General features: G+C 62.2%; 33 protein-coding genes. 18 read left to right on the forward strand and 15 right to left on the reverse strand.

Annotated elements, in window-relative coordinates:
- Positions 1-78: 78 nt before the first annotated feature.
- Positions 79-1,389 carry an MFS transporter gene (locus tag V8192_RS13565; protein ID WP_341633635.1) on the reverse strand — a complete coding sequence of 437 codons (1,311 nt, stop codon included), beginning with the start codon at positions 1,387-1,389 and terminating at the stop codon, positions 79-81.
- The gene (locus V8192_RS13570; RefSeq protein WP_341633636.1) at positions 1,361-2,041 is read right to left on the reverse strand and encodes an HAD family hydrolase; all 681 of its coding nucleotides are present in this window, start codon (positions 2,039-2,041) and stop codon (positions 1,361-1,363) included. Before V8192_RS13570 ends, V8192_RS13565 begins: the two co-directional genes overlap by 29 nt.
- Positions 2,042-2,178: 137 nt before the next feature.
- Here V8192_RS13570 and V8192_RS13575 point away from each other — a divergent pair, with 137 nt between their 5' ends.
- Genes V8192_RS13575 through V8192_RS13590 form a run of 4 tightly spaced genes read left to right on the forward strand, consistent with a single transcriptional unit; the run spans position 2,179 to position 3,593 of the window.
- Positions 2,179-2,337: a hypothetical protein gene (locus V8192_RS13575; protein ID WP_341633637.1), complete on the forward strand. Its 159-nt coding sequence runs from the start codon at positions 2,179-2,181 to the stop codon at positions 2,335-2,337.
- Entirely contained in the window at positions 2,334-2,483 is a 150-nt protein-coding gene (locus tag V8192_RS13580; protein WP_341633638.1) for a hypothetical protein, read from the forward strand. The genes V8192_RS13575 and V8192_RS13580 overlap by 4 nt, the downstream gene beginning before the upstream one ends.
- The gene (locus V8192_RS13585; RefSeq protein WP_341633639.1) at positions 2,465-2,650 is read left to right on the forward strand and encodes a hypothetical protein; all 186 of its coding nucleotides are present in this window, start codon (positions 2,465-2,467) and stop codon (positions 2,648-2,650) included. The genes V8192_RS13580 and V8192_RS13585 overlap by 19 nt, the downstream gene beginning before the upstream one ends.
- 1 nt (position 2,651) lies before the next feature.
- Positions 2,652-3,593: an MBL fold metallo-hydrolase gene (locus V8192_RS13590; RefSeq protein ID WP_341633640.1), complete on the forward strand. Its 942-nt coding sequence runs from the start codon at positions 2,652-2,654 to the stop codon at positions 3,591-3,593.
- Between the two features lie 59 nt (positions 3,594-3,652).
- On the opposite strand, the gene V8192_RS13595 is transcribed toward V8192_RS13590, so the two are convergent.
- Positions 3,653-3,847, reverse strand: coding sequence for a hypothetical protein (locus V8192_RS13595; protein WP_341633641.1), 195 nt, complete (start codon positions 3,845-3,847; stop codon positions 3,653-3,655).
- A gap of 255 nt (positions 3,848-4,102) precedes the next feature.
- Here V8192_RS13595 and V8192_RS13600 point away from each other — a divergent pair, with 255 nt between their 5' ends.
- From V8192_RS13600 to V8192_RS13610, 3 genes are all read left to right on the forward strand, one after another.
- Complete coding sequence (locus V8192_RS13600) at positions 4,103-4,363, forward strand: hypothetical protein (RefSeq protein ID WP_341633642.1); 261 nt, start codon at positions 4,103-4,105, stop codon at positions 4,361-4,363.
- 64 nt (positions 4,364-4,427) lie between these two features.
- Entirely contained in the window at positions 4,428-4,796 is a 369-nt protein-coding gene (locus V8192_RS13605) for a PilZ domain-containing protein (RefSeq protein WP_341633643.1), read from the forward strand.
- Positions 4,797-4,860: 64 nt separating this feature from the next.
- Complete coding sequence (locus tag V8192_RS13610; protein ID WP_341633644.1) at positions 4,861-4,998, forward strand: hypothetical protein; 138 nt, start codon at positions 4,861-4,863, stop codon at positions 4,996-4,998.
- Between the two features lie 612 nt (positions 4,999-5,610).
- Here the strand turns inward: V8192_RS13610 and parE are convergent.
- Positions 5,611-7,590: a DNA topoisomerase IV subunit B gene (gene parE, locus V8192_RS13615; RefSeq protein ID WP_341633645.1), complete on the reverse strand. Its 1,980-nt coding sequence runs from the start codon at positions 7,588-7,590 to the stop codon at positions 5,611-5,613.
- A 345-nt stretch (positions 7,591-7,935) separates the two neighbouring features.
- Between parE and V8192_RS13620 the strand changes: the two genes are divergently transcribed.
- Complete coding sequence (locus V8192_RS13620) at positions 7,936-8,436, forward strand: Hsp20 family protein (RefSeq protein ID WP_341633646.1); 501 nt, start codon at positions 7,936-7,938, stop codon at positions 8,434-8,436.
- Positions 8,437-8,500: 64 nt separating this feature from the next.
- On the opposite strand, the gene V8192_RS13625 is transcribed toward V8192_RS13620, so the two are convergent.
- The 4 genes from V8192_RS13625 to V8192_RS13640 all read right to left on the reverse strand — a co-directional run bounded on the left by V8192_RS13625 (position 8,501) and on the right by V8192_RS13640 (position 11,236).
- Entirely contained in the window at positions 8,501-9,334 is an 834-nt protein-coding gene (locus tag V8192_RS13625; RefSeq protein ID WP_341633647.1) for a class I SAM-dependent methyltransferase, read from the reverse strand.
- Positions 9,335-9,354: 20 nt separating this feature from the next.
- Positions 9,355-9,594, reverse strand: a complete 240-nt coding sequence (locus V8192_RS13630) for a hypothetical protein (protein WP_341633648.1) — start codon at positions 9,592-9,594, stop codon at positions 9,355-9,357.
- 149 nt (positions 9,595-9,743) lie between these two features.
- The gene (locus tag V8192_RS13635; RefSeq protein WP_341633649.1) at positions 9,744-10,307 is read right to left on the reverse strand and encodes an OsmC family protein; all 564 of its coding nucleotides are present in this window, start codon (positions 10,305-10,307) and stop codon (positions 9,744-9,746) included.
- A gap of 23 nt (positions 10,308-10,330) precedes the next feature.
- Positions 10,331-11,236 (reverse strand): diiron oxygenase, encoded by a 906-nt coding sequence (locus V8192_RS13640; RefSeq protein WP_341633650.1) that lies wholly within the window; start codon positions 11,234-11,236, stop codon positions 10,331-10,333.
- Between the two features lie 312 nt (positions 11,237-11,548).
- On the opposite strand from V8192_RS13640, the gene V8192_RS13645 reads away from it, so the two are divergent.
- The gene (locus V8192_RS13645) at positions 11,549-13,369 is read left to right on the forward strand and encodes an alpha/beta fold hydrolase (protein ID WP_341633651.1); all 1,821 of its coding nucleotides are present in this window, start codon (positions 11,549-11,551) and stop codon (positions 13,367-13,369) included.
- Between the two features lie 4 nt (positions 13,370-13,373).
- Here V8192_RS13645 and V8192_RS13650 read toward each other — a convergent pair whose 3' ends face one another.
- Entirely contained in the window at positions 13,374-14,405 is a 1,032-nt protein-coding gene (locus tag V8192_RS13650) for a phytanoyl-CoA dioxygenase family protein (RefSeq protein WP_341633652.1), read from the reverse strand.
- A 16-nt stretch (positions 14,406-14,421) separates the two neighbouring features.
- Positions 14,422-15,069: a GcrA family cell cycle regulator gene (locus V8192_RS13655; protein WP_341633653.1), complete on the reverse strand. Its 648-nt coding sequence runs from the start codon at positions 15,067-15,069 to the stop codon at positions 14,422-14,424.
- Positions 15,070-15,120: 51 nt separating this feature from the next.
- Between V8192_RS13655 and V8192_RS13660 the strand changes: the two genes are divergently transcribed.
- The 8 genes from V8192_RS13660 to queE all read left to right on the forward strand — a co-directional run bounded on the left by V8192_RS13660 (position 15,121) and on the right by queE (position 21,068).
- Positions 15,121-15,954, forward strand: a complete 834-nt coding sequence (locus V8192_RS13660; RefSeq protein WP_341633654.1) for an ABC transporter permease — start codon at positions 15,121-15,123, stop codon at positions 15,952-15,954.
- 120 nt (positions 15,955-16,074) lie between these two features.
- Positions 16,075-16,455: a hypothetical protein gene (locus V8192_RS13665; protein WP_341633655.1), complete on the forward strand. Its 381-nt coding sequence runs from the start codon at positions 16,075-16,077 to the stop codon at positions 16,453-16,455.
- 145 nt (positions 16,456-16,600) lie between these two features.
- Complete coding sequence (locus tag V8192_RS13670) at positions 16,601-17,791, forward strand: aspartate aminotransferase family protein (RefSeq protein ID WP_341633656.1); 1,191 nt, start codon at positions 16,601-16,603, stop codon at positions 17,789-17,791.
- Positions 17,792-17,903: 112 nt separating this feature from the next.
- Entirely contained in the window at positions 17,904-18,806 is a 903-nt protein-coding gene (gene hslO, locus V8192_RS13675; RefSeq protein WP_373276361.1) for an Hsp33 family molecular chaperone HslO, read from the forward strand.
- A 105-nt stretch (positions 18,807-18,911) separates the two neighbouring features.
- Positions 18,912-19,274, forward strand: coding sequence for a DUF3617 domain-containing protein (locus V8192_RS13680; protein WP_341633658.1), 363 nt, complete (start codon positions 18,912-18,914; stop codon positions 19,272-19,274).
- 152 nt (positions 19,275-19,426) lie between these two features.
- Entirely contained in the window at positions 19,427-19,777 is a 351-nt protein-coding gene (locus V8192_RS13685) for a DUF3147 family protein (RefSeq protein WP_341633659.1), read from the forward strand.
- Complete coding sequence (queC, locus tag V8192_RS13690) at positions 19,774-20,439, forward strand: 7-cyano-7-deazaguanine synthase QueC (RefSeq protein ID WP_373276362.1); 666 nt, start codon at positions 19,774-19,776, stop codon at positions 20,437-20,439. Before V8192_RS13685 ends, queC begins: the two co-directional genes overlap by 4 nt.
- Positions 20,436-21,068, forward strand: coding sequence for a 7-carboxy-7-deazaguanine synthase (gene queE / locus V8192_RS13695; protein WP_341633660.1), 633 nt, complete (start codon positions 20,436-20,438; stop codon positions 21,066-21,068). The genes queC and queE overlap by 4 nt, the downstream gene beginning before the upstream one ends.
- Before the next feature lie 3 nt (positions 21,069-21,071).
- On the opposite strand, the gene V8192_RS13700 is transcribed toward queE, so the two are convergent.
- The 3 genes from V8192_RS13700 to lipB form a co-directional block, all read right to left on the reverse strand.
- Positions 21,072-21,398 (reverse strand): hypothetical protein, encoded by a 327-nt coding sequence (locus tag V8192_RS13700; RefSeq protein ID WP_341633661.1) that lies wholly within the window; start codon positions 21,396-21,398, stop codon positions 21,072-21,074.
- Between the two features lie 94 nt (positions 21,399-21,492).
- A complete protein-coding gene (locus V8192_RS13705) occupies positions 21,493-21,732 on the reverse strand; it encodes a hypothetical protein (protein ID WP_341633662.1) in 240 nt (79 codons plus the stop codon).
- Between the two features lie 83 nt (positions 21,733-21,815).
- A complete protein-coding gene (lipB, locus tag V8192_RS13710) occupies positions 21,816-22,472 on the reverse strand; it encodes a lipoyl(octanoyl) transferase LipB (RefSeq protein ID WP_341633830.1) in 657 nt (218 codons plus the stop codon).
- 104 nt (positions 22,473-22,576) lie between these two features.
- On the opposite strand from lipB, the gene V8192_RS13715 reads away from it, so the two are divergent.
- Positions 22,577-23,401 carry a DUF7847 domain-containing protein gene (locus tag V8192_RS13715; RefSeq protein WP_341633663.1) on the forward strand — a complete coding sequence of 275 codons (825 nt, stop codon included), beginning with the start codon at positions 22,577-22,579 and terminating at the stop codon, positions 23,399-23,401.
- Here V8192_RS13715 and V8192_RS13720 read toward each other — a convergent pair.
- A complete protein-coding gene (locus V8192_RS13720) occupies positions 23,371-23,961 on the reverse strand; it encodes a GNAT family N-acetyltransferase (RefSeq protein WP_341633664.1) in 591 nt (196 codons plus the stop codon). The genes V8192_RS13715 and V8192_RS13720 overlap by 31 nt on opposite strands.
- The gene (gene hemF, locus V8192_RS13725) at positions 23,958-24,800 is read right to left on the reverse strand and encodes an oxygen-dependent coproporphyrinogen oxidase (protein ID WP_341633665.1); all 843 of its coding nucleotides are present in this window, start codon (positions 24,798-24,800) and stop codon (positions 23,958-23,960) included. Before hemF ends, V8192_RS13720 begins: the two co-directional genes overlap by 4 nt.
- Positions 24,801-24,953 lie beyond the last annotated feature (153 nt).

Consider the following 24,953-nt stretch of genomic DNA (forward strand, 5'->3'; position numbering starts at 1 on the left):
CTCCCTGGACGTGGGGCGCGCCTCGTTACGGCGTTGGAACTTGAACCGAAGCTGAGCAAAAACGACTGTCGTCGACGCTTAGGGGCGCACGAGCGCCAGACGGTTCATTGTGGGCGCGGTCTCCGGAATCCTGATCAGCAAAGGCAGTACAGCAGCAGCGACGAGCGCGATCATGACCCCCGGCACGCTCGCCCAGCCTGTCTGCTCGACGAGCAGCTGTGCACCAAATGGCGTCAGGCCTCCAAAGACGGCCGTCGCCATCGTCGCGCCGAGCGCAAGGCCGGTGATCCGGCCTTCGCCTGGGAATTGCTCGGCAGTCGCGACCGCTCCCACCGCGCTCACCGCTCCTGCGAGCAGCGCAAGGATGACCGCTCCTGCAAGCACCTCGGAATGTGCCTCATTCGCCATTAGTGAGAACATCGCGGTCGGCAGTGCGGCGCTCGCGATGCAAAGGCCGATGAGCACGGGCCTGCGGCCGATGCGGTCGCTGAGGGCGCCCGTTAGGGGCGTCACGAGGATGACTGCAAATGCGGCAATGGTCGACAGCCAGAGGGATTCGCGTTCGGTGAGCTTGCCGACAGAGGTGAGGAAAGCGGGGACATAGGTAATCCCGACATAATAAGTGATCGATCCCAGCGCCGAGATGGAAAAGGAGCGCAGAATGCCAAGACGATGATGAGTGAGCGCGTGGCGGAAAGGGTGATCGGGTACGCTTGCCTCTTCCCGCTGCCGGCGAAACTCAGGCGACTCGGCCATCGTCGAACGCGCGATCCAGACGGTTCCGGCCAGTGCGGCACCCACGAGGAAAGGGATACGCCATCCCCAGGAATCGAGATCTGCAGGGCCCAGCGCGCTGACCGTCAGCGCCGATACGCCGACGGCAAGCAGGCCGCCGATTTCACTTGCAGCCGAGGCAGACGAAGTGATCAGGCCCCGTCGGCGCGCGGGCGCCCCTTCGAGGAGGTAGGCAACGACACCCGTATATTCGCCGCCAACGGAGAATCCCATGACGCAGCGCAGCACGAGAAGGAGCCAGCCCGCGGCGGGTCCCGCCTCGGCCCGTGTCGGAAGGAAGGCGGTTATAAGCATCGCGGCTGTCATGAGTGCGACCGAGAGAAGCATCATTCGTCGTCGGCCGTGGCGGTCACCGATGTGGCCGAAGAAGACGGCTCCCAGGGGGCGCATGAGATAGGCGATGGCAAAGCCGCCCAAGGTCATCAGGAGAGACCCGCTGCCCCCGCCGTAGAAAACCCGCGCCAACACGGTTGCGAAGTAAAGGTAGAGGGTGAAATCATACCATTCGACGACCGTCGAGAATGCGGCGACCGCGAGCGAGTGGGGCGGCAATACGGTCCGGTGGTCAGTCGCGGGTGCGCGGTGCAAGCTCATCCAGATGAAGTAGCATGTCGGCGGGATCGTCGTAGACTCTCAGTGCGCCGGCGCGTTCCAGCTCCTCTCGACCGTACCCGCCAGATAGAAGCCCGATCCCAAGTGCACCGCAACGGGCAGACGCGATCATGTCCCAGATGCTGTCGCCTATGACGTAGGAACCCTGCGTCGCCGTCCCGAGCCTTCGTGCGGCCTCTATGAACAAGTCCGGATCGGGCTTGGCATAATTGACCTGGTCGCGGGTGACTATGGTCGCGGTTTCGGGGCTGATCCCGAGACTTTGGAGATTCGCCTGCGCGGTTAGCGTTCGCCCGCTGGTTGCAATCGCCCACGGGATTTCAAGATCGGTCAGCGCCCCCAGCAGCTCGACTGCGCCTGGCAACGGCACCACTTCATCCGACAGCGCCAGAAAATGCTCCGCGTGCCGAGAACGAAGTCGCTGGATCGTCGCCTCGTCGATGGGCCGACCAATCTCGCGCAGGAGCTGATGGGTGAACAAACCACCGCTCATGCCGATCTTGCGGTGGATCCTCCAGACGGAGAGCTCGATGTCCTCCTCCCGAAGCGCGAGGTGCCAGGCGCGGACGTGATTGTAGACGCTGTCCACCAGAGTGCCGTCGAGGTCGAAGAGGAAAGCGATCGCGGATCCCATGTCCCGATGGACAATAGGGCAAGAGACCTTCGGTTCCCGGACATTCCGACGGCTCGGGATCCTGGTTACGGTTCGTCAACCTATTCCCCGGATGATCGGAAGCGGCGTGGAGCGGTGGCAAGAAGGGGGCACCGCTCATGAGATTTTTCAAGGCCAACGAAGCCGCCCAGTCCGAGGAGGACCGGGCACGTGACGCGCGTTTGACCGCCATCGCGAGCCGATATCGGCAGCGCGAGCGCGAAGATCAGGTTTCAGAAGCTTCCGATCCTCTAGAAATTCGGAACGTGCTGCAATGATCAAGCCTGCGTCGCTGGAGCGGCTACGCGTCATTTCAAAACAGCGGTCGATCCGTCGGCCGCTGCTCGTACCCGTATCCTCCGATCACAACGAGAATGCTCCCGATCAAAGGGTGACGAAGATCGAATGGCCGATCTCCGGCTGAGCGCGCTGCTCGTTGCGCTCGCACTTCCGCCTGCAGCATGCAACAAGCTGCCGCAGGACAATCCCAAGAGCTCCGTCACGGTAAAGCTCCCTCCTGCACGGCCGGCCAAACCTACCCCGGGGTTCCGGGGCATTGCGAACAGCGAGGAATCCCTCCAGTCTCGGTAAGATGATCCGGCAAATGCGGCCCGCTTTGTTTGGATTGGTGGGCTTCGCAGGCGCTGGCCATGCGTCGCCGCTGCCATTCCAGCTGACGCAAGTCGGGCCAGGCGTCTACGCCGCCACCGACGGGCCTCAACATAAAGCGGGCTCAAACGCCGGATTTGTCATCGGCGACGATGGCGTGCTCGTGATCGACGCGTTCTTCAATCTCGAGGCGGCGCGCGCACTCGTATCGGAGATTCATCGGCTGACGCCAAAGCCAATCCGTTACCTCGTCAACACCCACTATCATGTCGACCATACCGGGGGAGATCAGGCACTTAAGGATGCCGGGGCACTCATTCTGGCTCACCGCAACGTTCGCAGCTGGGTGCGAACCGAGAACCTTAACCTGCTCGGGGACAGGATAACGCCCGCGCTCAGGGCCAGCATCGCTGCCCTTCCCCTGCCGGACATTGTCACGGACAAACAGCTCACGATCTGGCTGGGATCGCGCAGGATCCTCATCAAGCCCGTTCTTGGGCATACGGGGGGCGATCTTACCGTTTTCGTTCCCGACGCGCAGGTGCTGTTCACCGGCGACCTTCTTTGGCGCAGGATCGCTCCCAATCTAATCGACGCCTCGGTGAAGGAATGGACTGCGACCGATGCCGGTTTCGCGGCCATGCCCGGGGCCTTCCGCATCCGCTTTGTGCCTGGGCACGGCGAAGTCGCGAACCTTGCCGACGTTAAGGATTTCAGGAGCTACCTTCTCGACCTTCAGCGCCTCGTTGCATCCGCGCGCAACGAGGGTCTCGGGGAAGATGCGCTCATCGCCTCAATCCCTCTCAGGCTAAAGGCGCTTCATCCCGATTGGTTCATCAGCGACCGCGCCGCCGCAGCCGAGGTCCGCTATATGAATCAGGAGCTTGCCGGGGCCAAGCGGCGACCTGTTCCGGCCCCGCAATGAGCCACGGTTATCGTTGACGGAACGTTGCGGCGGCGCTTTCGTTGGCCTGCCGACATTTGTCAGAAGGAGAGGGAAATGAGGCTTACGCTTATCCTCGCAGCGACGGTCGTGCTGGCGGCTTGCGCAACGAGGCCGCCGCCGCCACCGGCCATGCAGACCTGTGCGGACGGGACGCAGATCCCGGTCACGACGCCTTGTCCGCCGCCACCGCCACCTCCGCCGCCGCCTGCGATGACGACATGTCCGGACGGCACGACGGTACCGGCAGGCGCGACTTGCCCAACTCCGCCTCCGCCTCCGCCGCCTCCGCGGCGCGCCGGCGAGCGCGGCTAAGCCCTCGGGGGAATTCCCCCGTCACTGACGTCTCGTGCAGCGGGAGCTCCTCTGGACTTCCCGCTGCACGAACGCGTGCCTGAAGTCCGCTCGGGCGCTAGTGAATCCCCGCTTCACCCAATGAGGAAGGACAATCTTCACTCCCGACTGCTCTTCCGGAAAGCGGGAGTAAGGTGATGCACGACATGGACCTTCTGCCTTCGCAGCAATGCAATGCGGACATGCCCGTCAGGGTTTGCCGGGCCAACGGATCGGAAGTCGCCGTGCGCCTGAGGCTTCTCGGCTACGATGGATGCGAATTCGAATGTGATGAGGAGTTTGCCCCCGGAGAGGCGGTTTCCCTTCATCTCTACCGGATGGGCCGCATCCGCGCCCGCATCGTGGCGCGTGAGGCGCAGGTCGTCGAAGCCGTGTTCGACATGGAATGCCCGGTCTGAACAGTCCGTCCCGTCCCGGCACAATCAAATCTACGTGGTTTGGAATGTTCGCCGGCGGTGCGACATGCGAAGTCCCAAGGCAACCGGAGGTCGATTTTCCGTGCCATTCGGAAAGAGAGAGGCGCCGCTTTGCCGGCGCCAATGCAAGCGCGAAGAGGTGATGCTCGCGGGCTCTGCTCTTGCGGTCACACGTTCGCGTTCGATTATCGTGCAGGACATCTCCGAAAGCGGCGCTGCGCTTGCCGGGCGGGATCTGCCGCCGCCGGGCGATGACGTAATGATGGTCGTCGGACCATTTGATGCGATGGCTCGGGTCGTTTGGCGAACCGCCAATCTGTGCGGGATCCGGTTCGACGAACTGATCGAACCTGAACTTCTGGCGAAGATGAAGCAGGAGGCGACGTGGGCCTCAATCTGCGGCTGGGCAAGTTGAGCAGTTAACGGTAGGACGCGCAGAATTGCCGTTCGACGGCTTTGACCCGAGAACGGCCCTATGCTTGCCTGACCTCCTGCTGGGGGATCCGATGAAGCCCTATATCATTGGCGCGGTTGTGGTGTGGGTCCTCTGCGGCTTTGCCGGCGCGGGATTGCTCGGTGACCACGATTGGCAGACAGTTGCAAAGGGGCCGATGTGACCACGATTGGCAGACAGTTGCAAAGGGGCCGATCAGCCTGGTCCACGGCTTTAACAAGGATCCGGACTGAGCTGCAGCTCGGCGCCCCGATCTCTGAGCAAGGATCAGTCTTACGACACGGCGGTCAATGCTCGGCAGCAGGGCATGCAAAGCGGCCCGGCGGAAAGGGTTACGCGCCGGGCCGAGAGCCCCCGCGCCGATCCGGGATCAGGAATTCGCCGCGCTGGTGCCTAAAGCCGTTATATTAGAGAGCTTCGCCCGATCATAGTTATCCGCAGATATGGGGGGCCCGGGGACGCACGAGATGCGAGCCGGGTTGGTCGAGATGCTTATCAAGGACTTGCCGGATCCGCGGCATGAACCCGCCTCATTACCGTCGGAAGCGGTATTTCAGCCTGCCCCGGCAAGACATTGAAATAGCAGACAATCTTTCTGTGAAAATTTACACGGGGCAAGAAAAAGGGGCGGCCTCGATCGAGGTCGCCCCCATGCTGAGTGCCGCATCGGGGGGAACGGCACGATCCGCTAACTCTCGACTTTCAGTCGGGTTCCCGACACTTGCAGGGATGGGCTCTTTCAGGCGACGTTCGAAGGAGGCTGAGCACCAGAAAATCAGGCGTCTATCGCACCGTCCTCAAGAGCGCTTGCTCTGCTCTGGATGAACTCGAACCTCGGCGCGGGGTCCCGGCCCATCAGTCGCTCTACGAGGTCCTTGATCGGCTGCCGGTCTTCATAGGCGCTTGGCAGGGTGACTTTCAGTAGAGAACGCGTTGCGGGATCCATCGTCGTTTCTTTAAGCTGCGAAGGGTTCATCTCACCCAGGCCCTTGAAGCGGCTGACCTCGACCTTCTTGCCCTTGAACTCGGCTGCCTCGAGTTCGGCCCGGTGAGCGTCATCGCGGGCGTAGAGGGTCTTCGCGCCGGCGGTGAGGCGATAGAGCGGCGGCTGGGCAAGGAAGAGGTGCCCTCTGCGCACCAGCTCGGGTGTTTCCTGGAAGAAAAACGTCATCAGGAGGGTCGCAATGTGAGCTCCGTCGACGTCGGCGTCGGTCATGATGATGACGCGCTCGTAACGAAGCGACTCCTCGGCCCATTTGTCCCGGGTCCCGCACCCGAGGGCCAATAGCAGGTCGCCGATCTCGCTGTTCGCGCGGATCTTGTCCGCCGTAGCCGAGGCGACGTTGAGGATCTTGCCCCGAATTGGAAGGATCGCCTGCGTCTTCCGGTCTCGCGCCTGCTTGGCTGAACCGCCGGCGCTATCGCCCTCGACGATGAACAGCTCGGTGCCGTCGGGTTCGTCCGACGAGCAGTCGGTGAGCTTGCCTGGAAGACGAAGCTTGCGTGCGGAGGTCGCGGTCTTTCGCTGGACCTCGCGTTCGGCACGGCGGCGGAGGCGTTCGTCCATCCGTTCCAGGATCGCCCCGAGGAGGGCGCGGCCGCGATCCATATTGTCGGCAAGATAATGGTCGAAATGGTCGCGGACGGCCGCCTCGACGAACCGCGCCGCCTCGAGGCTGGTCAGGCGATCCTTCGTCTGGCTCTGGAAATGAGGATTACGGATGAATACGCTGAGCATGAGCTCGACGCCGTTGAAGACGTCGTCCGCGGTGATGTCCTTCGCTTTCTTATTGCCGATCAACTCACCGAATGCGCGGATCCCCTTCGTGAGGGCGGCGCGAAGGCCCGCCTCGTGGGTTCCGCCGTCAGGCGTCGGGATCGTATTGCAATAATAGCTTTCGCTGCCATCGCTGTAGAGCGGCCAGGCGACAGCCCATTCGGCGCTCCCTTGGTCATTGGGAAAATCCTGGCGGCCGATGAAGGGCTGGTTGGTGACGGTCGGGCGATCGCCGAGCTGGTCGGCAAGATGGTCGGCAAGGCCGCCAGGAAACTGGAAGATTGCCTGTTCAGGAACGTCGCTTGAAACGAGCGAGGGATCGCAGCGCCAACGGATTTCAACACCGGCAAAGAGGTACGCCTTGGAACGCGCGAGTTTGTAGAGGCGCTCGGCGCTGAATCTCGCACCGTCCCCAAAGATCTCCGGATCGGGGGTGAAGGTCACCGTCGTGCCGCGCCGGTTGGGAGCCGAACCCACCGTCTCGAGCGGCGAAATTGCAACTCCTTTCGAAAACCTCTGGCGATAGAGCGTGCGCTCGCGGGCAACCTCCACCGTGGTTTCGATCGAGAGCGCGTTGACGACGCTGACACCCACCCCGTGCAGGCCGCCGGAGGTCGAATAGGCCTTGCCTTCGAACTTACCTCCTGAGTGGAGGGTGGTCATGATGACCTCGAGGGCAGACTTTCCCGGATATTTGGGATGCGGGTCGATCGGAATTCCGCGACCGTTGTCGCTCACGCTCAGGCGGTTGTCGCGGCCGAGCTCCACCTCGATGCGCGTGGCATGGCCGGCGACCGCCTCGTCCATGCAATTATCGATGACCTCGGCCGCGAGGTGGTGCAGCGCGCGGTCGTCGGTGCCACCGATATACATGCCGGGGCGCCGGCGGACGGGCTCCAGTCCCTCAAGAACCTCGATCGCGGAAGCATCATAGCTATCGGGCGTGGACGAAGCGGAAGACGAAAACAGGTCGGCCATTTGACGACGGCTATAGGGCGTAGGCCTGAAGGGTGCCAAGCGCGCTCAGGCGCCTTTTCCACAGCTCGATCATACGTCCCGGTACTCGCTTCTGCCGCCGAACGGCGCCAATACAATGCAGGCGATCCCGGCGCGGGGACGGGCGTGCTGCGATGAGGGGCCTACCAGCAGCAGGCTGAAGGCGAGGGCTGCAACCTTTGCGATGCTGCGAATGGTCTTGAAAACGATTGCTTTCTAACCATCTGCGAGGCTGCCGGCCGCCATCCCTGGGGCCGGCGACGGGGCGCAGACGCCCGCACACGCGCGCCTTCGCTCCGCCAGTCGCTCAAATGGAGGACATGAACCATGCGTAGTGCTTTTGATTTTGCGCCATTCCGGCGCTCCACCGTCGGGTTCGACCGGCTCTTCGACATGTTGGAGAACAGCTCGTTCGGGCAGGCCGGCGAGAATTATCCGCCGTTCGACCTGATCAAGCTTGGCGACAATGATTACCGCATCGAGCTCGCCGTCGCCGGGTTCAGGCCCGACGAACTCGACATCACGGCCCAGCAGAACGTGCTGATTGTGACGGGCCGGAAGAAGGACGAGTCGGACGAAAAGTCGAACAATTACATCTATCGCGGGATCGCGACCCGCTCGTTCGAACGTCGGTTCGCGCTTGCCGACCATATCCAGGTCAGGGGCGCGGACATGAAGGACGGCCTGCTTGCGATCGAACTGGTGCGCGAGATCCCCGAGGCGATGAAGCCCAAGAAAATCAACATCGCAGGATCGCAGGAGCATTCCGCGATCGGCGGCCAGCCCGCCTCCGAGCGGACCGTCGATGCCGAGGCGGAGCACGCTTAGGCGACCTTTTGGAACAGCGGTGACAAGGCCCCTCGAGCAAAGAGGCTCGGGGGGCCTTTTTTCGTTAAGCCTTGATTGCCGTCACCTTGAGGTAAGTTGCAGGAATGTCGGTGTCGGAGCCGCCGCGATTCTGGCTGTTGAAGAGCTGCTCGAGCTCCTTGCCGAGATCTCCTGCAAGGCCGTTGCTCTCGGCGGCTTCGAACGCATTCATCGTGGGGCCGTAGAAGGCGCGGAATGTCTCAAGCAGCCGTGAGGGTGGCCCGAGCTGGCGAAAGTGCCAGGTCCGGCGTTCAAAGGTGATGGCGTCCGGGCTGAGGCCTGCAGCCGTGAAGCGCTCCCTGACCTGGGTTTCGTCTCCCCATGTCATCGGGCTCACGGCTCCTGGCGGAGGTGCAGGCGTGTACGCGGCGCTGACCTTGAGGATCTGCGCAACCAGGGTCGGATCGCCCGGAATCCAGTTACCCATGACGATACGTCCGCCGCTTTTCGTAACCCGGACCATTTCCGCGGCAACGTCGAAGGGCCTCGGCGCGAACATGGCGCCAAACACCGAGAGAACGAGATCGAACCTTGAATCCGCGATTTCGGAAAGGTTCGAGGCATCGCCGTGCTGAAATCTGAGATTGCGAAGCCCGGCCGCCTTGGCGCGCGCGTTGCCCGCATCGACGAGATTGGCCGCGATATCGACGCCCAATACGTCGGCGCCGCTCCTTGCGGCCGGTAACGCCGTCGTTCCATCGCCGGAGCCAAGGTCAAGGACTCTCATCCCTTCGCCGATATGAAGCGCGCCGACGAGTTCCTCGCCGCTTTCGCGCATCGTCTCGGCGATCCGGGTGAAATCTCCTTTCTCCCAGAGCGCGCGATTGGGATTGATCTTGTCGATTTCAGTGACACTCATCGTTCAATAGCCTTCATCGATTACCAGAGACGGGTCTGTGAGATGTCCTGCTCGGCTGCCGCTACGATCAGCGCTTCGAGAATCTCGTCGACCTCTTCACGCCCATCGGGCACGGCCAGAAAATCAGGATCGATGCGTTCCGCCAGGCGTCCGTCGGAGCCACGCTCGACGATCCACGCCCGGGCGCGGTTGTCGATCTGCGCGTTGGCGTGCTGACCCACGATATCCGGAAAGGCCGGGTTCATCAGCAAATGTCTCAACGATTTCATCCTTTCTGGTGGGGATCCGGGCGCGCCAGCTGCGGCTGGAAGGGGGAGGGAACCAGCGCGCCCGGAAACTGATGAAGGTCCTAGCGCGCCGCAATCGCGCCCATCTGGCTGATGCCGCTCGCGACCGCGATCAGTGGAGCTCACTCGACGCTCAAGGTTGCCTTTACGCTGACGGGCCTGCTGACGTTGAAGTAATTGGGCGAGGTCTTGAGGACCGTCTGGTGGATGGCCTCGAACTGCTCGGGAGTGCCATCGCCCTTGATCCGGACTTCGTATTCGATTTGCTCGTAGCCAGCCGGCACGGTGTCGCTGAGGCCAAGAAAACCGCGCAGGTCGAGTTCACCGCGAGTGCGGATCTCGATCCTTTCCAGCGTGATTCCCTGGAGGGAGGCGCCAGCGACATATCCAACCGTGATGCAGGCATTGAGCGCCGCCATCAGCAGCTCCTGCGGGTTGGGCGCGCTGTCCCCACCCAGTAGCTCGAACGGCTCGTCGGCGACGACCTTGTGCGTGCGGGTGACGCGCTGGCCGCCGATCGTATAGCCGTCGACCACCGTCTCGGTCCGGGTCTGGCCGGCCCAGCGGGTGGTCACGTTGAACGCGACCTTCGCCTGTGAGGGGTCCTTCTGGATTGCGTCGACCACTTCGCCGAGGGCTTTGAGGTCGAGACCATTGACGCGCTCGTTCTTGACGGTGTCGAGCATTGCAGTTCTCCTTTATGGGTACTTCAGGCGAAGACGGGTGCAGCTTCGGCGATGCGTTCGGCAGCGCGCCGCGAAATGGCGTTGAGGGCATCCTTGAAGCGTTCATGCACCATCCCCGAACCGATGTAGGTCCAGCGTCCCGCCTGGTGCTGCTGGGCCAGGATCTCTTCGCGGTCCTCGAGCTTGCGGCCGATCGCTGTCTCGAGTGAGTCAAGGTTAAAGGCCGCCTGGGTCTTGAGCCCCTCGTCGAGGAACCCGCCGATTTCGAAGAACTCGTCCATCGCCCTGTCGATCTGTTCCTCGCTTCGGCCGACCGCGAGTGCATCGACGATGAGAGTGTCGAGCTTCGCGTGCTGGGCCTCTTCCATCCAGTGGTGCTTCATGAGGCTCTTGAACAATGGGTCGAGGTCACCGTCGTCCCTGATCGAGCCGAGGTAATGCTGCTGCGTCATCCACTCGATCATGAGGATCACAAGGCCGACCGCGAGCGGATCGTGGCGGAGCACTTCTGCCCCGATCGCTTCCGACGGGCCGATCATCTTGCACTCGACCGGGAAGCCCCGGACGAAAGCCTGATGGAAGCGCTTGAATAGGTGGATGTGCTTGGCTTCCTCGCCGGCAAAGTTGAGCAATGCCCGCGCCCGCCAGTCATCACCGAGCAGGTGAGGACGCGCATGGTCGATCAGAAACGGCAGGATGAACTCTTCGACGATGCCGAAGATGCTCAGGTACTGATGGGCGCTGATCTGGTTGAGGACCCGCTGCTCGAAAGGATTGAGTGTCGCAATCGCAGCCGTCCGGGCAAGGCTCTCGGGCATGAAATTGCGCGAGAAATCGAGTTCCTGGTCGGTCCGAAGCACACCGTCGAGTTCCCACTGCGCGCGGAGCGAAGAGGAAAGCGTCGCCTCATAATTGAAATCGTGATACATTATTTTTCCTCTAGATATTCAAAATAGCAGGTACTACGGCGCTCGAAACGGCGACCATGCCGCTCAGAAGAGCAAAGAAGAGCGACGCTGCTCGCCGCTTCTGAAGTTCAATTTCGTGTTCAGTCATCTCTCGTTCCCCTTCTCCAATTGGGACGAGCTCGCTCATTCCCGGAAGCAATCCTTCCAGGCGGTCGCGAACTTCTCCCGCACTTGATGAATTTGATGTAGTTGAACCGAGCGTTTGCCAAAATGACCGCGCTGCCGGATAATTTGATCGAAACGCCGCATTCGCATGCGGACAGGGGCCCAAGCTTGGATGTTCTGGACGAGATCCTAGGCTCGCTCCGCCTGACCGGCGGGGTCGTCATCGACGCCGAATTCACCGGCGACTATTGCGTCCGCGCGCAGTTCACGCCGGACCATTGCTCGCCCTGGTTCTCCGTGCCTCAAAGACTGATCGCCTATCATTACGTGCGATCGGGACGAACGATTGCGCAGGTCGAGGGCATGGACCCGGTGACGCTGGAAACCGGAAGTATCGTGATCCTGCCGCGCAACGACGCTCACATCCTCACCAATCGAAGCGGCGTTCCGCCAGCCGACGTCAGCGAGATCACGTGGATCACGGCGGACGGCATCCATCGGGTTGCGACCGGGACAGACGGCGAAAAGACCGAAGTCTGGTGCGGGTTCCTTGGAAGCGGCAAGGCCGCTGACCATCCGCTCATCGATGCTTTGCCGCCGCTTCTGACGCTCAACGTCGCCGGCCAGGAAGCGCAATGGCTCGACAGTTCGATGCGCTTCCTCGCAGAGGGCAGTCCACCGCCAGAGATGGTCGCCAAGATGGCGGAACTCTTCCTCGCCCAGGCGATCCGCGAATATATCGAACAGCTCCCGTCAACTTCCAAGGGCTGGCTCCGGGGTCTCACCGATCCGGCGGTTTCCAAGGCGCTTTCGATCATCCACGAGCGTTACGCAGAAGATCTCGACGTCGAGATGCTGGCGCGCGAGGCGGGGGTGTCGCGCAGCGTGCTGGGGGAGCGGTTCAGCGATCTCCTGAATGACTCGCCAATGCGTTACTGCGCATCCTGGCGCATGCGAATGGCAGCAAATCTTCTGCGAGACGGCGGAATGAACACTGCAAATGTTGCTTATGCGGTCGGCTTCGCGAGTGAGGCGGCCTTCAACCGGGCCTTCAAGCGCGAATATGGGATGCCACCGGCGACCTGGCAAAAGCAGGCCGAGGCTGAGGAAGCGGCGAACGCGAAGCGCGCCGACCAGCGCGAACTTCCGCCACAGAAGGTGCTTTACTGCAAGGCGCAGGACGGGACCCGCCTTGCCTATTCGGTGAACGGCGAGGGACCACCGATCGTCAAGACCGCAAATTGGCTGAATCACATCCAGCACGACTGGGACAGCCCACTGTGGCGCCATTGGATCGACGAGTTCACCCGCGGACGTTCGCTCATCCGCTACGATGAGCGCGGCAATGGCCTTTCGGACTGGGACAGTCCGGATTTGTCTTTCGAAGCCTTTGTCGATGACCTCGAGAGTGTGGTGGAGCGCGCGGGCGCCGACCAGTTCGACCTATTGGCGATCAGCCAGGGCGCAGCCGTCGCGCTCGCCTACGCGGCACGCCATCACGGCCGGGTGCGCAGGCTCATCATCTGCAATGGATATGCTGCAGGTTGGGCAGTGCGGGGCGATCCGGTCGAAGTCGCCCGCCGCGAGGCGATGGTGACGCTCGCGGAAACCGGCTGGGGCGCGGATAATCCGGCCTACCGCCAGCTTTTCACGCAGCACTATATCCCCGGTGCCACTCCCAAGCAGATGGGATGGTTCAACGAGATGCAGCGCGTCTCTACCTCGCCCGCGAACGCCGTCCGGCTGCAGCGAGTGCTCTCGAAGATCGACGTGCGTCATCTTCTGCCAGAAGTGCGCACGCCGACGCTGATTTTTCATTCGCGAAACGACCAGGCCGTACCATTTTCGCAAGGGGCCGAGCTTGCGTCGGGAATTCCCAATGCAGAATTTATCCCGCTTGAAAGCCGCAACCACATCCTGCTGGGCGACGAGCCGGCATGGGAGCGGTTCACGACAGAGCTCCGCCGCTTCCTTGGCGGAAGGTGTTGATCGGTCAGGGATCGATGGGCCTTCGACGGCCAGCCGACTGCCAGTGCTGCTTCCTGATCCCGAGCCGGTCGAGCCGATCAACGATTGCGGACATCCAGCCGGTGCGCCGGATTGCAAGGGGCTTCCATGAGAGCAGATCGAACCCGGTCCAGGGGACGAATGGCGTACGACGTACGAACGCCCAGATTTCCGCACGAACGGTCGGCGAGGTCGAGCTCCCGCGCGCATGAAAGCCGCAGGTATCGATCACGACCAGCGTGTTTGCCGGGACGGCGAAGCGCTTCGCTTCGGGTAGGCCCAACGGCTGGAGCTCTTCAGGGGAAATCCGGAAGGAACCCCGCTGCGAGAGAAAATCGCTCTCGCTGATCGTCACGCTGCGCGCGCGCTCCCACTCGAGGCGCGCCGCGGTCAGCAGGTGCGACCCGGGAACGTAGGTGAGCGGACTTTGATCGTCGGTCACGTCCGTCAGGAACAGCCACGCCTTGAGGGAGGGATGAAACGTGTCGGCATGCAGCTCGAGCTGTGGATCGGCTGGGCCCCGACCTTTCGCAGTCGAGATGGTCTGGATGTAGTATAGCGGCTCGGTCCGCGTGCTTGCGACATAAGCCAGGAGCGAGCGCCACCTGCCGCTTTCCAGCAGCGAGCGAAGTTCCGGTATTCTTCTCAGAAGGTCGGGTCCGATCGGGACGCGGCGCGTGAGGGTGTCGCCCTGTTGCTGGGCACGCGTCTCGAATTCACCGTGGAGCACTTCCTGCTGCAGCCGGGCGAAACTGTCGGCTGGGAGGAAGTCGCGAACCTCGACAAATCCATCTCTGTCGAATTGCTCTCGCCACGCGCCGGGAACGTCTTGAGCCAGTCGCTTCCGGCGAAGCCAGGCGATGCGATGGGCAAGCTTCAGCCTGCCGACGTGGAGCCCCCGGCGATTGAGCGCTTTGGAGGCAAGGATCGGATTGTCGACGAAGCTCTTGGCGCCCGTTCCGAGCGCCAGCAGCCAGAGCGGTGCGCGCCACCAGCGGAGGAGCGTGCGCCCGTTCAAGATCAGCGACTTGGGTTTAGCGGACCCTGGGGCCGCCGAACGGCAGCGGAGGTGGTGGTCGACGATCGCGCCGCGGCAGCTGCGCCTGATAGGCGACGCCACAATGCTGGACACAATAGGGAAAGCCCGGGTTCGCCGGCTCGCCGCAGAAATAGAAGTCAGGCTCGCCAGGGTGGCCGATCGGCCATTTGCAGATGCGATCGTTGAGCTCGAGAAGGCCCGTTTTGTCGGCGACCTCGGGGCTCGGCTTGGCGGGAACTAGGCGGCGCGGCGGAGCGGGCGGGATAGGAGCTTGCTGCTCGCCGGGCCCCTGGCGGATGAAGCCGCCAGGCCCGATCGACCGGTACTGCATTTCCTGGGCCGATGGGCGCTGCGGAGCAGCCGGGGCTGCGTGCGGCGCAGTCGCTGCCGCGGAAGCCTGCTTGGGAGCCTCAGCCTTCGGCGCAGCCGGCTTGGGAGCGGGAGTGGCCGGAGCCGCCTTCTTCGCTTCCTTTTCCTCTCCCGGCTTCACAGGAGAGGGACGCTGCTCGAGACCGAGCCGATGCGCCTTGCCGATAACGGCATTGCGGCTGACGCCGCCGAGCTCGTCGGCAATCTGGCTGGCGGTGGCTCCGTCGTGCCACATCTTCTTCAGGCGCTCGATACGCTCTTCGGTCCACGACATTTTTAATCAATGCTCCAAACTTGCCCGGCAGGCCACCACCCGATAGGCGCCTTGTCCGTGAATGACCAAGCCAATCAATGGGTGCGCTTCGCGCCCGGTATCCCGGTGCTGAAGGGCGTCAATTGGGGAGGCCTCAAGACCCTCTATATCAAGGAGGTCAGGCGCTTCTTCAAGGTCCAGATGCAGACGGTCTGGGCGCCGGCTATCACCACTCTCCTCTATCTCGCCATCTTTACAGTGGCGCTGGGGCGCGGCGGGCGCACCGTAATGGGTGTGCCGTTCGCCAACTTCATCGGTCCTGGCCTCATCGTCATGGCGATGATCCAAAACGCCTTTGCAAACGCGAGCTTCTCGCTTCTGGTCGGCAAGATCCAGGGCAATATCGTCGACTATCTGATGCCGCCGCTGTCGACGGGCGAACTGATCGCCGGACTGGTTGGAGCGGCCCTTACCCGGGCCTTCCTCGTGGGCTTCGCAGTCTGGCTCGCAATGCTTCTTTGGCCGGGGGTCTCGGTCGAAGTGCGTAGACCCGAGCTGGTGCTCTGGTTCGGCCTCATGGGCGCTCTGCTGCTGTCCTTGCTTGGCCTCCTGACCTCGCTCTGGGCCGACAAGTTTGACCATGCGGCCGCCGTCACCAATTTTGTCGTGACTCCGCTCTCGCTCCTCTCGGGGACCTTCTATTCGGTAAGGCAGCTCGCCCCGACCTTTCAGAAAATCAGTCACGCCAACCCGTTCTTTTATGTGATCTCGGGTTTCCGCGCCGGGTTCCTGGGGACGAGCGATTCGCCCCTGTTGGTCGGAGGTGTCGGACTTTTATTGCTCAACCTTGCGCTATGGTTTGTCTGCTACAGCCTCCTGCGCCGCGGCTGGAAGATCAAGAACTAGTCAAATCAATGACATGGCCGGTTTACGATTTTGAACAATTCATAACGCGGCCGTTCAGACGAGCATCAAAACCGTTCCGGCATACACTCATGCATCAACTCGCTCACAAGGAGAGCCCTGATGCGTAGAATCGTTCTTTCACTAGTTGCAGCAGGTGCGGCTCTTGCCGCAACGAGCCCCGCAGCGGCCCAATATTATCCGGGGCGGCCGGGTCCGGGGTGGGGCTACGGCCAGGGTTTTGGCCAGGTTCGCGAACTTCAGATGAGGCTCGGAAACATCGAGCGGCAGATCGACCGTCTCGATCGGCGTGACCGGATCGGCGACCGGATGGCGAACCGCCTTCGCGACGAAGCCAGCCGCATAGAAGACCGGTTGCACCGTCGTGCTCGCGGCGGCCTCGATCCGCGCGAGGCTGGCGACATCCAATACCGGCTCCAGCGTCTCGAGCAGCAGGTCCAGTGGGCTCGCGAACGCCGCTGGGACCGGTTCCGGGGCTACTAAGGCCGGGTTTGCCAGCCAGGCCCTTCCAGGAGAGGCGCTGCGGATCAATCCGCGGCGCCTTTTTCGTTGCGCTTTTGCCCTTTTCGGGGGCCGTGGCTATAGCCCCGCCAATACCAAAACATCGCCGACAAGGAGCCCGTTTTCCATGGCCATAACGCCGCTCATGCCCGTCTATCCGCGCTCGCCGGTTCGGCCCGTACGCGGCGAGGGAGTTTATCTCTATGGCGAGCAGGGCGAGCGCTACCTCGACTTTGCGGCCGGCATTGCGGTGAACATTTTGGGTCACGGCCACCCGCACCTCACTAAGGCCATTCAAGAGCAGGCGGCGAGGCTGATGCACGTTTCGAACCTCTATGGCTCACCCCAGGGGGAAGCTTTCGCCAAGAGGCTTTGCGACCTCACGTTCGCCGACACGGTGTTCTTCACCAATTCGGGTGTGGAAGCCGTCGAATGCGCGATCAAGACTGCCCGGCGATATCATTATGCCAAAGGCAATCCGCACAAGCACGACCTGATCACTTTCTCAAACGCCTTTCACGGGCGGACGATGGGAGCGATCAGCGCAACGGACCAGGCCAAGATGATCGACGGCTTCGCGCCGCTGCTCCCGGGATTCAAGGTCGTCGAATTCAACGATCTCGACGCTGCGCTTGCAGCCATCGACGAGAATACTGCCGGCTTTCTGCTCGAGCCCATCCAGGGCGAGGGCGGCATCCGGCCGGGAACGCATGAATTCCTGTCGGGCCTTCGCTCGGCCTGCGACGAACATGATCTCATGCTGGTCTTCGACGAAGTCCAGTGCGGTGTCGCCCGAACCGGCCAGCTTTATGCCTATCAGCACTATGACGTGGTCCCGGACATCATGGCGTCGGCCAAGGGGATCGGCGGAGGCTTTCCGATGGGCGCCTGCCTTGCAAGCGAGAAAGCCGCGGCCGGCATGGTGATCGGAACACATGGGTCGACGTATGGCGGCAACCCTCTGGCCATGGCGGCCGGCCAAGCCGTGTTCGATGTGGTTGCGACCGAGGAGTTCCTGGCCGCGGTCCGCCAGAAGGGGGAGCGCCTTCGCGCTGCGCTGGAGCAGATGATCCCCAATCATGATCACCTGTTCGAAAGCGTTCGAGGCGTCGGCCTCATGCTCGGGATCCGGATGAAGGCCGACAGCCGAGCGTTCGTGAATTATCTTCGAACCAAGGGGCTGCTCGCGGTTGCAGCCGGCGACAATGTGATGCGCGTGCTTCCGCCGCTCACCATCGAGGAAGAGCATATCCGCGAATTCATCGATACGCTGTCCGCCGCGGCTGCCGAATATGAATTGCCGGCAGCGGCGGCCTAGCGTTCGCTCGATCCTCTAGTTTTAAGAAGGTCAGACGAGGCTGATCGGACACCGTTAGGGCTGGGTCTTCGACTTGGTTGTCGCTGCATGCAACTCATCCTATCTATTTCTTATGCCCACAATGAAGCTCAATAGCGACGTCGCGCTCGGCGTCGCGATCCCCTCGCGCAACGCGCGCGGACGGATCGCGCGCCTCGGCCCGGTGATCGACTCTGTCCTTGCCAAGCACGGTTACCCTCCGGTCATCGAGAAGCTCCTTGCCGAGGCTCTCACGCTGACCTCGCTCCTGGGCTCGCTCCTCAAAGAGCCCGAAGGGCAGCTGACGCTTCAGGCCCAGACGCAGGGCGGGATCATCGATCTCATGGTCTGCGATTATCTTGGCGGTGAGCTGCGCGGCTATGTCCGTCACGATCCCGAACGGCTTGCCGATGCGAGCAGGGAGCCGGATCTAAAGGAGCTGTTCGGCAATGGCTATCTCGCCATCACGTTCGACCAGCCAGTAGCAAAGGAACGTTACCAGGGGATCGTGCCGCTCGAAGGCAAGAATCTTGCCGAAGCGGCACAGAGCTACTTTGCACAATCGGAGCAGATCCCGAGCCTGGTTCGCCTCGCCGCCGAGAAGCGCGGCGATCAATGGTTCGCCGGCGGCCTGCTGCTGCAGCACCTGCCGGAGGGCGAGGAAGGTCGGGAGCGTCTCCACACGCGCCTTGACCATCCCGACTGGCCGCATGTCGCGATCCTTGGCGGATCGGTGAAACCTGATGAGCTCATCGATCCTGATCTTCCTCTGGATGATCTCATCTGGCGCCTCTTCCATGAGGAGGAGGAGGTGCGCACCCTTGGCGCGACCAGGCTCAGTCGAGGTTGCCGGTGCGACCCCGATTACGTCCGCTCGGTGATCGCCCGTTTTCCGGCAGACGAGCGTGAAGCGATGGTCGGGGACGACGGGGTTATACGCGTCGACTGTGCCTTCTGTTCGTCGAGCTTCGCGATCGAGCCGAACGAACTTGGCTAGCGTTTTGTCATTTCACCTCGATAATGGTCCCGTGCTAAACTGGAGCTGATGGGCCGGTCGTCGAAACGCGCGTTGATTCCGGGCGGACTTGCCGCAGCCTTTGCTGTGACCGCAGCCGTCCACCCGTCGGTATTCGCGCAGGTTCAACCCGGGCTGTGGGAGATCAGCGGCGCTCCAGGAGCACATGCTCCCATCCGTCAATGCCTCCTCGATGTCACTGCGCTCGCGCGCTTCGAACATCGCACCAACAATTGCACCGCCAATGTCCTCAAGGACGTCGGAAGCACGGCACAGATCGATTACAACTGTCCCGGCGCCGGCTTCGGGCATAGCCAGATCGATGTTCTTACGCCCAGGTCACTGAGGATCAGTACTCAGGGGATCTCGGAAGGACTGCCCTTCAACTACGTGCTTCAGGCCCGGCGCGTCGACGATTGTCCGAAAAACGCTTCTCTGACACGCCATTAAGGCCTCGTTTAACCATCCTGCGCTAAGGCGGAGATTGTGCCGGATTCGGCACGCTTTCCTCCCAATCGGGCAGGTATGCCCGATACCTGGGCCGCCCGTCGCAAGACCGGCGGCCCTTCTTTTGTGTATCTGCGCGTTCTAAGGGCGCGCGCATGCTCTATCTCATGATCAAGGCCGCGCTTTCAGGGCTGGTTGTCGCCGCAGTATCCGAGATAAGCCGCCGTTACCCGGGGTGGGGCGGACTTGTCGCATCGCTGCCGCTCACATCGCTTCTCGCTATGATCTGGCTCTTCCGAGATACGAGAGACCCGCAGCGGGTTGCGGAGCTGTCGGTCGGCGCAATATGGTTCTTCGTTCCTTCGGTGCCTCTCTTCATCGCGCTCCCGATGCTTCTACGCTCGGGCGTTAGTTTCTGGATCAGTCTTGGAATCGTCGTGGCCGGAACGCTCGCGCTTTATGCCTTCTGGTTCTGGCTTGCTCCGCGCGTGGGCATCGGCCTGTGAAAAATGCCGTTGTGCTTCTTTCAGGCGGCCTCGATTCGATGGTTGCAGCGGCTATTGCGCGCGAACGCGGGTTCGGCGTGATCGCACTGACGGTGGATTATAATCAGCGGCACCGGATCGAGCTCGAAGCTGCACGCACCATCGCGGCGCAACTCGCGCTTCGTCACATCGTGGTGCCGCTCGACCTGAGGGCGTTCGGCGGCTCTGCGCTGACCGATGACATCGACGTTCCCAAGTCGGGAGTTGGATCTGGAATTCCAGTTACCTACGTCCCCGCTCGCAACACCATTTTCCTCAGTCTGGCGCTCGGCCTTGCCGAAGCGAGCGGTGCCCGCGACATCTTCATCGGCGTCAACGCGCTCGACTTTTCTGGTTACCCGGATTGCCGTCCGGAGTTCATCGCCGGGTTTCAGAATGTTGCAAATCTTGCCACCAAGGCGGGCGTCGAAGGCGATGAGTTCACCATTCATGCGCCCCTGCAAGACATGAGCAAGGCGGATATCGCGCGCGAGTCCGAGCGCCTCGGGCTGGACGCGGGACTTAGTCACAGCTGCTATGATCCGCTTGCCGACGGACGCCATTGCGGGAAGTGCGATGCCTGCCGGCTCCGCGCCAAGGGCTTCGCGGACGCAGGCCTCATCGATCCGACGGCCTACGCATGACTTACTCAGTCAAGGAATGCTTCCTGACGCTCCAGGGCGAAGGGGTGCAGGCAGGCAGCCGCGCCGTGTTCCTGCGCTTTTCGGGCTGCAATCTCTGGTCCGGGCGCGAGCAGGACCGAGACACTGCCCAGTGCCGCTTCTGTGACACCGATTTCGTCGGCACCGATGGCAAGGGCGGCGGGAAGTTCAATTCGGCAGACGAGCTGGCTTCCCGGGTTGCTTCACTTTGGGGCGAGGGGACCGACCAGCGTCTCGTCGTCATCACGGGAGGCGAACCCATGCTCCAGCTCGACGATAAGCTTCTCGAGGCGTTGCACGGACGCGGTTTCCGCGTGGCCCTCGAGACCAATGGAACGCTTCCCGCACTTGCCGGTCTCGACTGGATCTGTGTCAGTCCCAAGGCCGGAACGAGCATTGTTCAGCGCAGCGGAAACGAGCTGAAGCTCGTCTGGCCGCAGGAGGGCGTCGATCCAACCGAGCTCGAGACGTGGAGCTTCGATCATTTCCTGGTGCAGCCGATGGACTGCGAGGCGCGAGCCGAAGCGCTAAGGGCCGCCGTAGCGCTCGCGATGGAGCGGCCGAAGTGGCGCTTGTCGCTCCAGACCCACAAGGTCGTGGGCCTGCCATAATGCCTAGTCGGTGTTGGTCGTGGTGGTCCCAGGTTCGGGCGCCGGACTGAGCGTTCCCTCGCGGGGCGTCTTCGGGGCCGGCGTCCTGATCTTCTGCGGCTCGTTCGATGGGACGGAGGTGCCGTTCTCGTCGATATTGCCATAATTCATATCGACGTCGGCCGCCATGTTGGTTGCATCTCCAGTGACCGCGTCGATCGCAGTAACATCGTTGGATACGATATTTTCCGCGGTAAGGTTCTCGTCGGCGTTCTGCGTATTGTCCTTCTGATCGTTATTGCCGCAGGCGCCAAGGGCGAGTGCTGCGGCAAATAGGAGAGGGACACGCATGGCTAACTCCCGCTGAGTCAAAAAAGAGGCTGCCGGCAAGTACCGGCAGCCTCTTGAAAAGCCAACGCCTCCCGCAAAGGAGGCGTCAGGACGATTACATCGCGTTGTTGGTCGTCGTCGTCGTCGTGTTGGTCGTCGTCGTCGTCGCGTTCATGTCGGCGGCGTTCATGCCCGTAGCGTTCATGTCGGTCGCGTTCATGTCGGTCGTCGTCGTCGTGTTCATGTCCGTCGTCGTGAGGTTCTCATCGACGTTCATGGTATTGTTGGCGTTGTCGTTGCTGCTGCAAGCGGCAACCGCCAGGGCCGCACCAGCGACCAGGATAAGAGCACGCATTCAAGACTCCCTATTTATTGCGATCTGCAACGGTTTCCCGTCCCGCAAATCGCGCGGACAATAGTCTGAAGCGCAACGTTCCATCAAGACTCTTTGCAAGAGCCTTCCAACGCCTTGAGAAACGCTGGAAAACTGCGCCTCAAGCCGGCATCAACCGTTTCGAGAGGCATTTGTTTCCCAAGCGCCGCAAGGCTCGTAACCCCAAATTCGGCGATGCCGCACGGGACGATACCGGTGAAATGCGACAGGTCCGGAGCAACGTTGAGCGCGAATCCGTGAAGCGTCACCCAGCGCTTCACGCGAACGCCAAGAGCACCGATCTTTGCCTCCTCGGAACCTTCTCCAACCCAGATTCCGATACGCCCGGGCGCCCGGTGCGCAGCGACGCCGAGCCCTCCGAGGGCGTCGATCATCCAGCCTTCGAGCGCGTGGACGAAGCGTCGGATATCCTTTCCGCGTTTTTCGAGATCCAGCATGACGTAGCCGACCCGCTGCCCCGGCCCATGATAGGTATAGCGGCCGCCCCGTCCTGCCTCGTAGACCGGGAAATTCTGCGAATTGAACAGTTCGGCGGCATCGGCACTGGTTCCGGCCGTGAACAGCGGCGGATGCTGAAGGAGCCAAATGCACTCGGGCGCGCCCTCGTCCCGGATCGCCGCGGCCCTCCGTTCCATGAATGCGCGCGCCTCCTCATAGGGCACGGGCGCATCGCTTATCCGCCATTCAATGTCTGTCGGCATGTCATCCACCTGTCGCAGATGGCGAGCAGCTCTCTCGAGGGCAAGCGTTGCGCAGATCCGGCGCTGTCCGCATAACGACCGCGCAAACAAGGGAAAGGAATGCGATGCGCGGACTGTCGATCTCGGCGGCATGGGAGGAAACGAGGGATATCCTCGCCCGCGACGGCCGCCTTTTGACGACCGTGGCGCTGGCGCTCATCGCGCTGCCGACGACGGTGAACACGCTCATCAATCCGGGTGGCGTGAATGCCGCCTCGACGCCCTTGTGGATGGATTGCGTGGCACTGGTTGTCTACCTCATCGCGCTCGCCGGGCAATTGTCGCTGATCAGGCTTGCGCTTGGGCCCTCGATCACGGTGGGGGGAGCAATCGTCCACGGGACCAAGCGGCTTCCCGTCTACATCGCTGCCGTTTTCCTGGTGGTGATCCTCCTTCTGATTGTTCTCGTCGTCATCAGCCTTGTCCTTGGAGCGCTGGGCGTGCGCGTCGATCGGCAGATGACAGCGCAGATGAGCCCTGCAGCACTCGTTGCAGTGCTGCTGTTCCTTGCGATCTTCATCTTCCTTTTCGTTCGCATGGTCCTCTCGGCTCCCGTTGCGAGCGCCGAGCATGTGGGCCCGATCGCGATCCTGCAGCGCAGCTGGCGTCTTACCGAGGGCCATTGGTGGCAGCTTTTCGGTTTTCTCCTCATTTTCTTCGCTGGCGCGGCGCTTGTCGTTCTTGCGATCGGGAGCGCCGCGGGAGTGGTGATCGGCCTGCTGTTCGGCAAGATCCAGCCGATGTCGGGGCCTGCACTCGCGCTCGCACTCATCGACGCCTTTGTCAGTGCTGCAATCACGACCCTGTTCGCGGTGATGCTGGCGCGGCTCTACCTGCAGCTGGCGCGAGGATCCGGTGTTCAGGCGAGCGTGCCGAGCAGCGGGATCTGAGGAGCGCAATCTTTGGGCAATATGCCTAGCAGGCGAGGATCGGGAAAACGCTCGACGGCGCGCTTGTAGGGAACGAATCCGGCTCGCCGATAGGCGGGCAGTGCTGCTGGATGGTCGAGCGAGCAGGTGTGTACGTGGACCCGGTCGACGCCTTCGCGCCAGGCAAGACGAAGGGCCTCGGCAAGCAGCCAGCGGCCGTGGCCCTTGCCGGAATGCTCCGGTACGAGGCCAATGAACGAGAGCTCGCACTCGCGAGGTTCGCGAAAGTCCAGTTCGACCATTCCGACTTCTTGACGGCGCCCGTCGAGGACCACGTGAAGTTCGACCTTGGGATGCTGAATCACGGTCGCGAGATGTGCGTCATCGATGATGAGCCGCGAAAACCACAGCCAGGGCGCGCCGATTAGGCGGAACAGCCTCCGGTAATGTTCGGGGTCGGGGACGCCGACGTGCTTCAGCGACAGGGGCGAGCCATGAGGTTCGTGCTCGGGCGGCCTGGTCATCTCGAGGTAGGTGACGACGGCGGCGAGTTCGCCTTGTTCGATGGATTCGTAGCTCATTTCCACTTCGCCATGGGCGGAAGGCTCATCAGGATCGCATCGATGTTGCCGCCGGTCTTGAGGCCGAACAGCGTGCCGCGATCATAAAGAAGGTTGAACTCTACGTAGCGGCCGCGGAAGGTAAGGAGCCTGTCGAGATCCTCGTCCGTATAGTCAGTGTCGAGCCGGCGCCGGACGATCTGGGGGAAAATATCGAGGAAGGCTTCGCCGACGTCCTTCGTGAAGGCGAAATGGGCGTCGAAATGGTCTTCGAGGTGGTCGTAGAAAATGCCGCCGACGCCGCGCGCGATGCCGCGATGGGGAAGCCAGAAATATTCGTCCGCCCATTTCGAAAAGCGCGGATAGAAGGTTGCGTCATGTGCAGCGCAGGCCGCCCGAAGCCTCGCATGAAAGGCTTGCGTGTCCTCCTCGTAGGGAATCGCGGGATTGAGGTCCGCTCCGCCGCCGAACCAGCGTCTCGTCGTGGTCAGGAAACGGGTATTCATGTGTACCGCGGGGACATGCGGGTTCGCCATGTGCGCGACGAGGCTGATGCCGGTTGCAAAGAAGCTCGGATCTTTCTCCGCGCCAGGAATGCTCGCTGCGAATTCAGGGTTGAACTCACCGCCCACCGTTGAGACGTTCACTCCGACCTTTTCGAAGACCTTGCCCGTCATCTGGCCGCGAACCCCGCCGCCGCCCGGTGCTCCCGTGACGTCGGTACGGTCCCAGGGAGTATAGACGAAGCTCGCCTGCGATCCCGCTTCGCGCTCGATCTCTTCGAATGCGGTGCAGATCCGGTCACGCAGCGACTCGAACCAGTCACGCGCGCTTTGTTGCTGATCGTCGAGTTCGGGCATGGCCGTCCTCATTCGCGAGGAGCGGCGCCGGGCGCAAGACCGGGAATTACAGGATTGTAATGTCTGCATAAATCAGGGGTTCACCGGGAAACCCGCAGTGACTTTGCGGCACAGGAGCAACGGCGGCGCGACCGAACCGCCCGATCGAAGGAA

Source organism: Sphingomonas agri (genome assembly GCF_038148795.1).
Classification (GTDB): Bacteria; Pseudomonadota; Alphaproteobacteria; order Sphingomonadales; family Sphingomonadaceae; genus Sphingomicrobium; species Sphingomicrobium agri.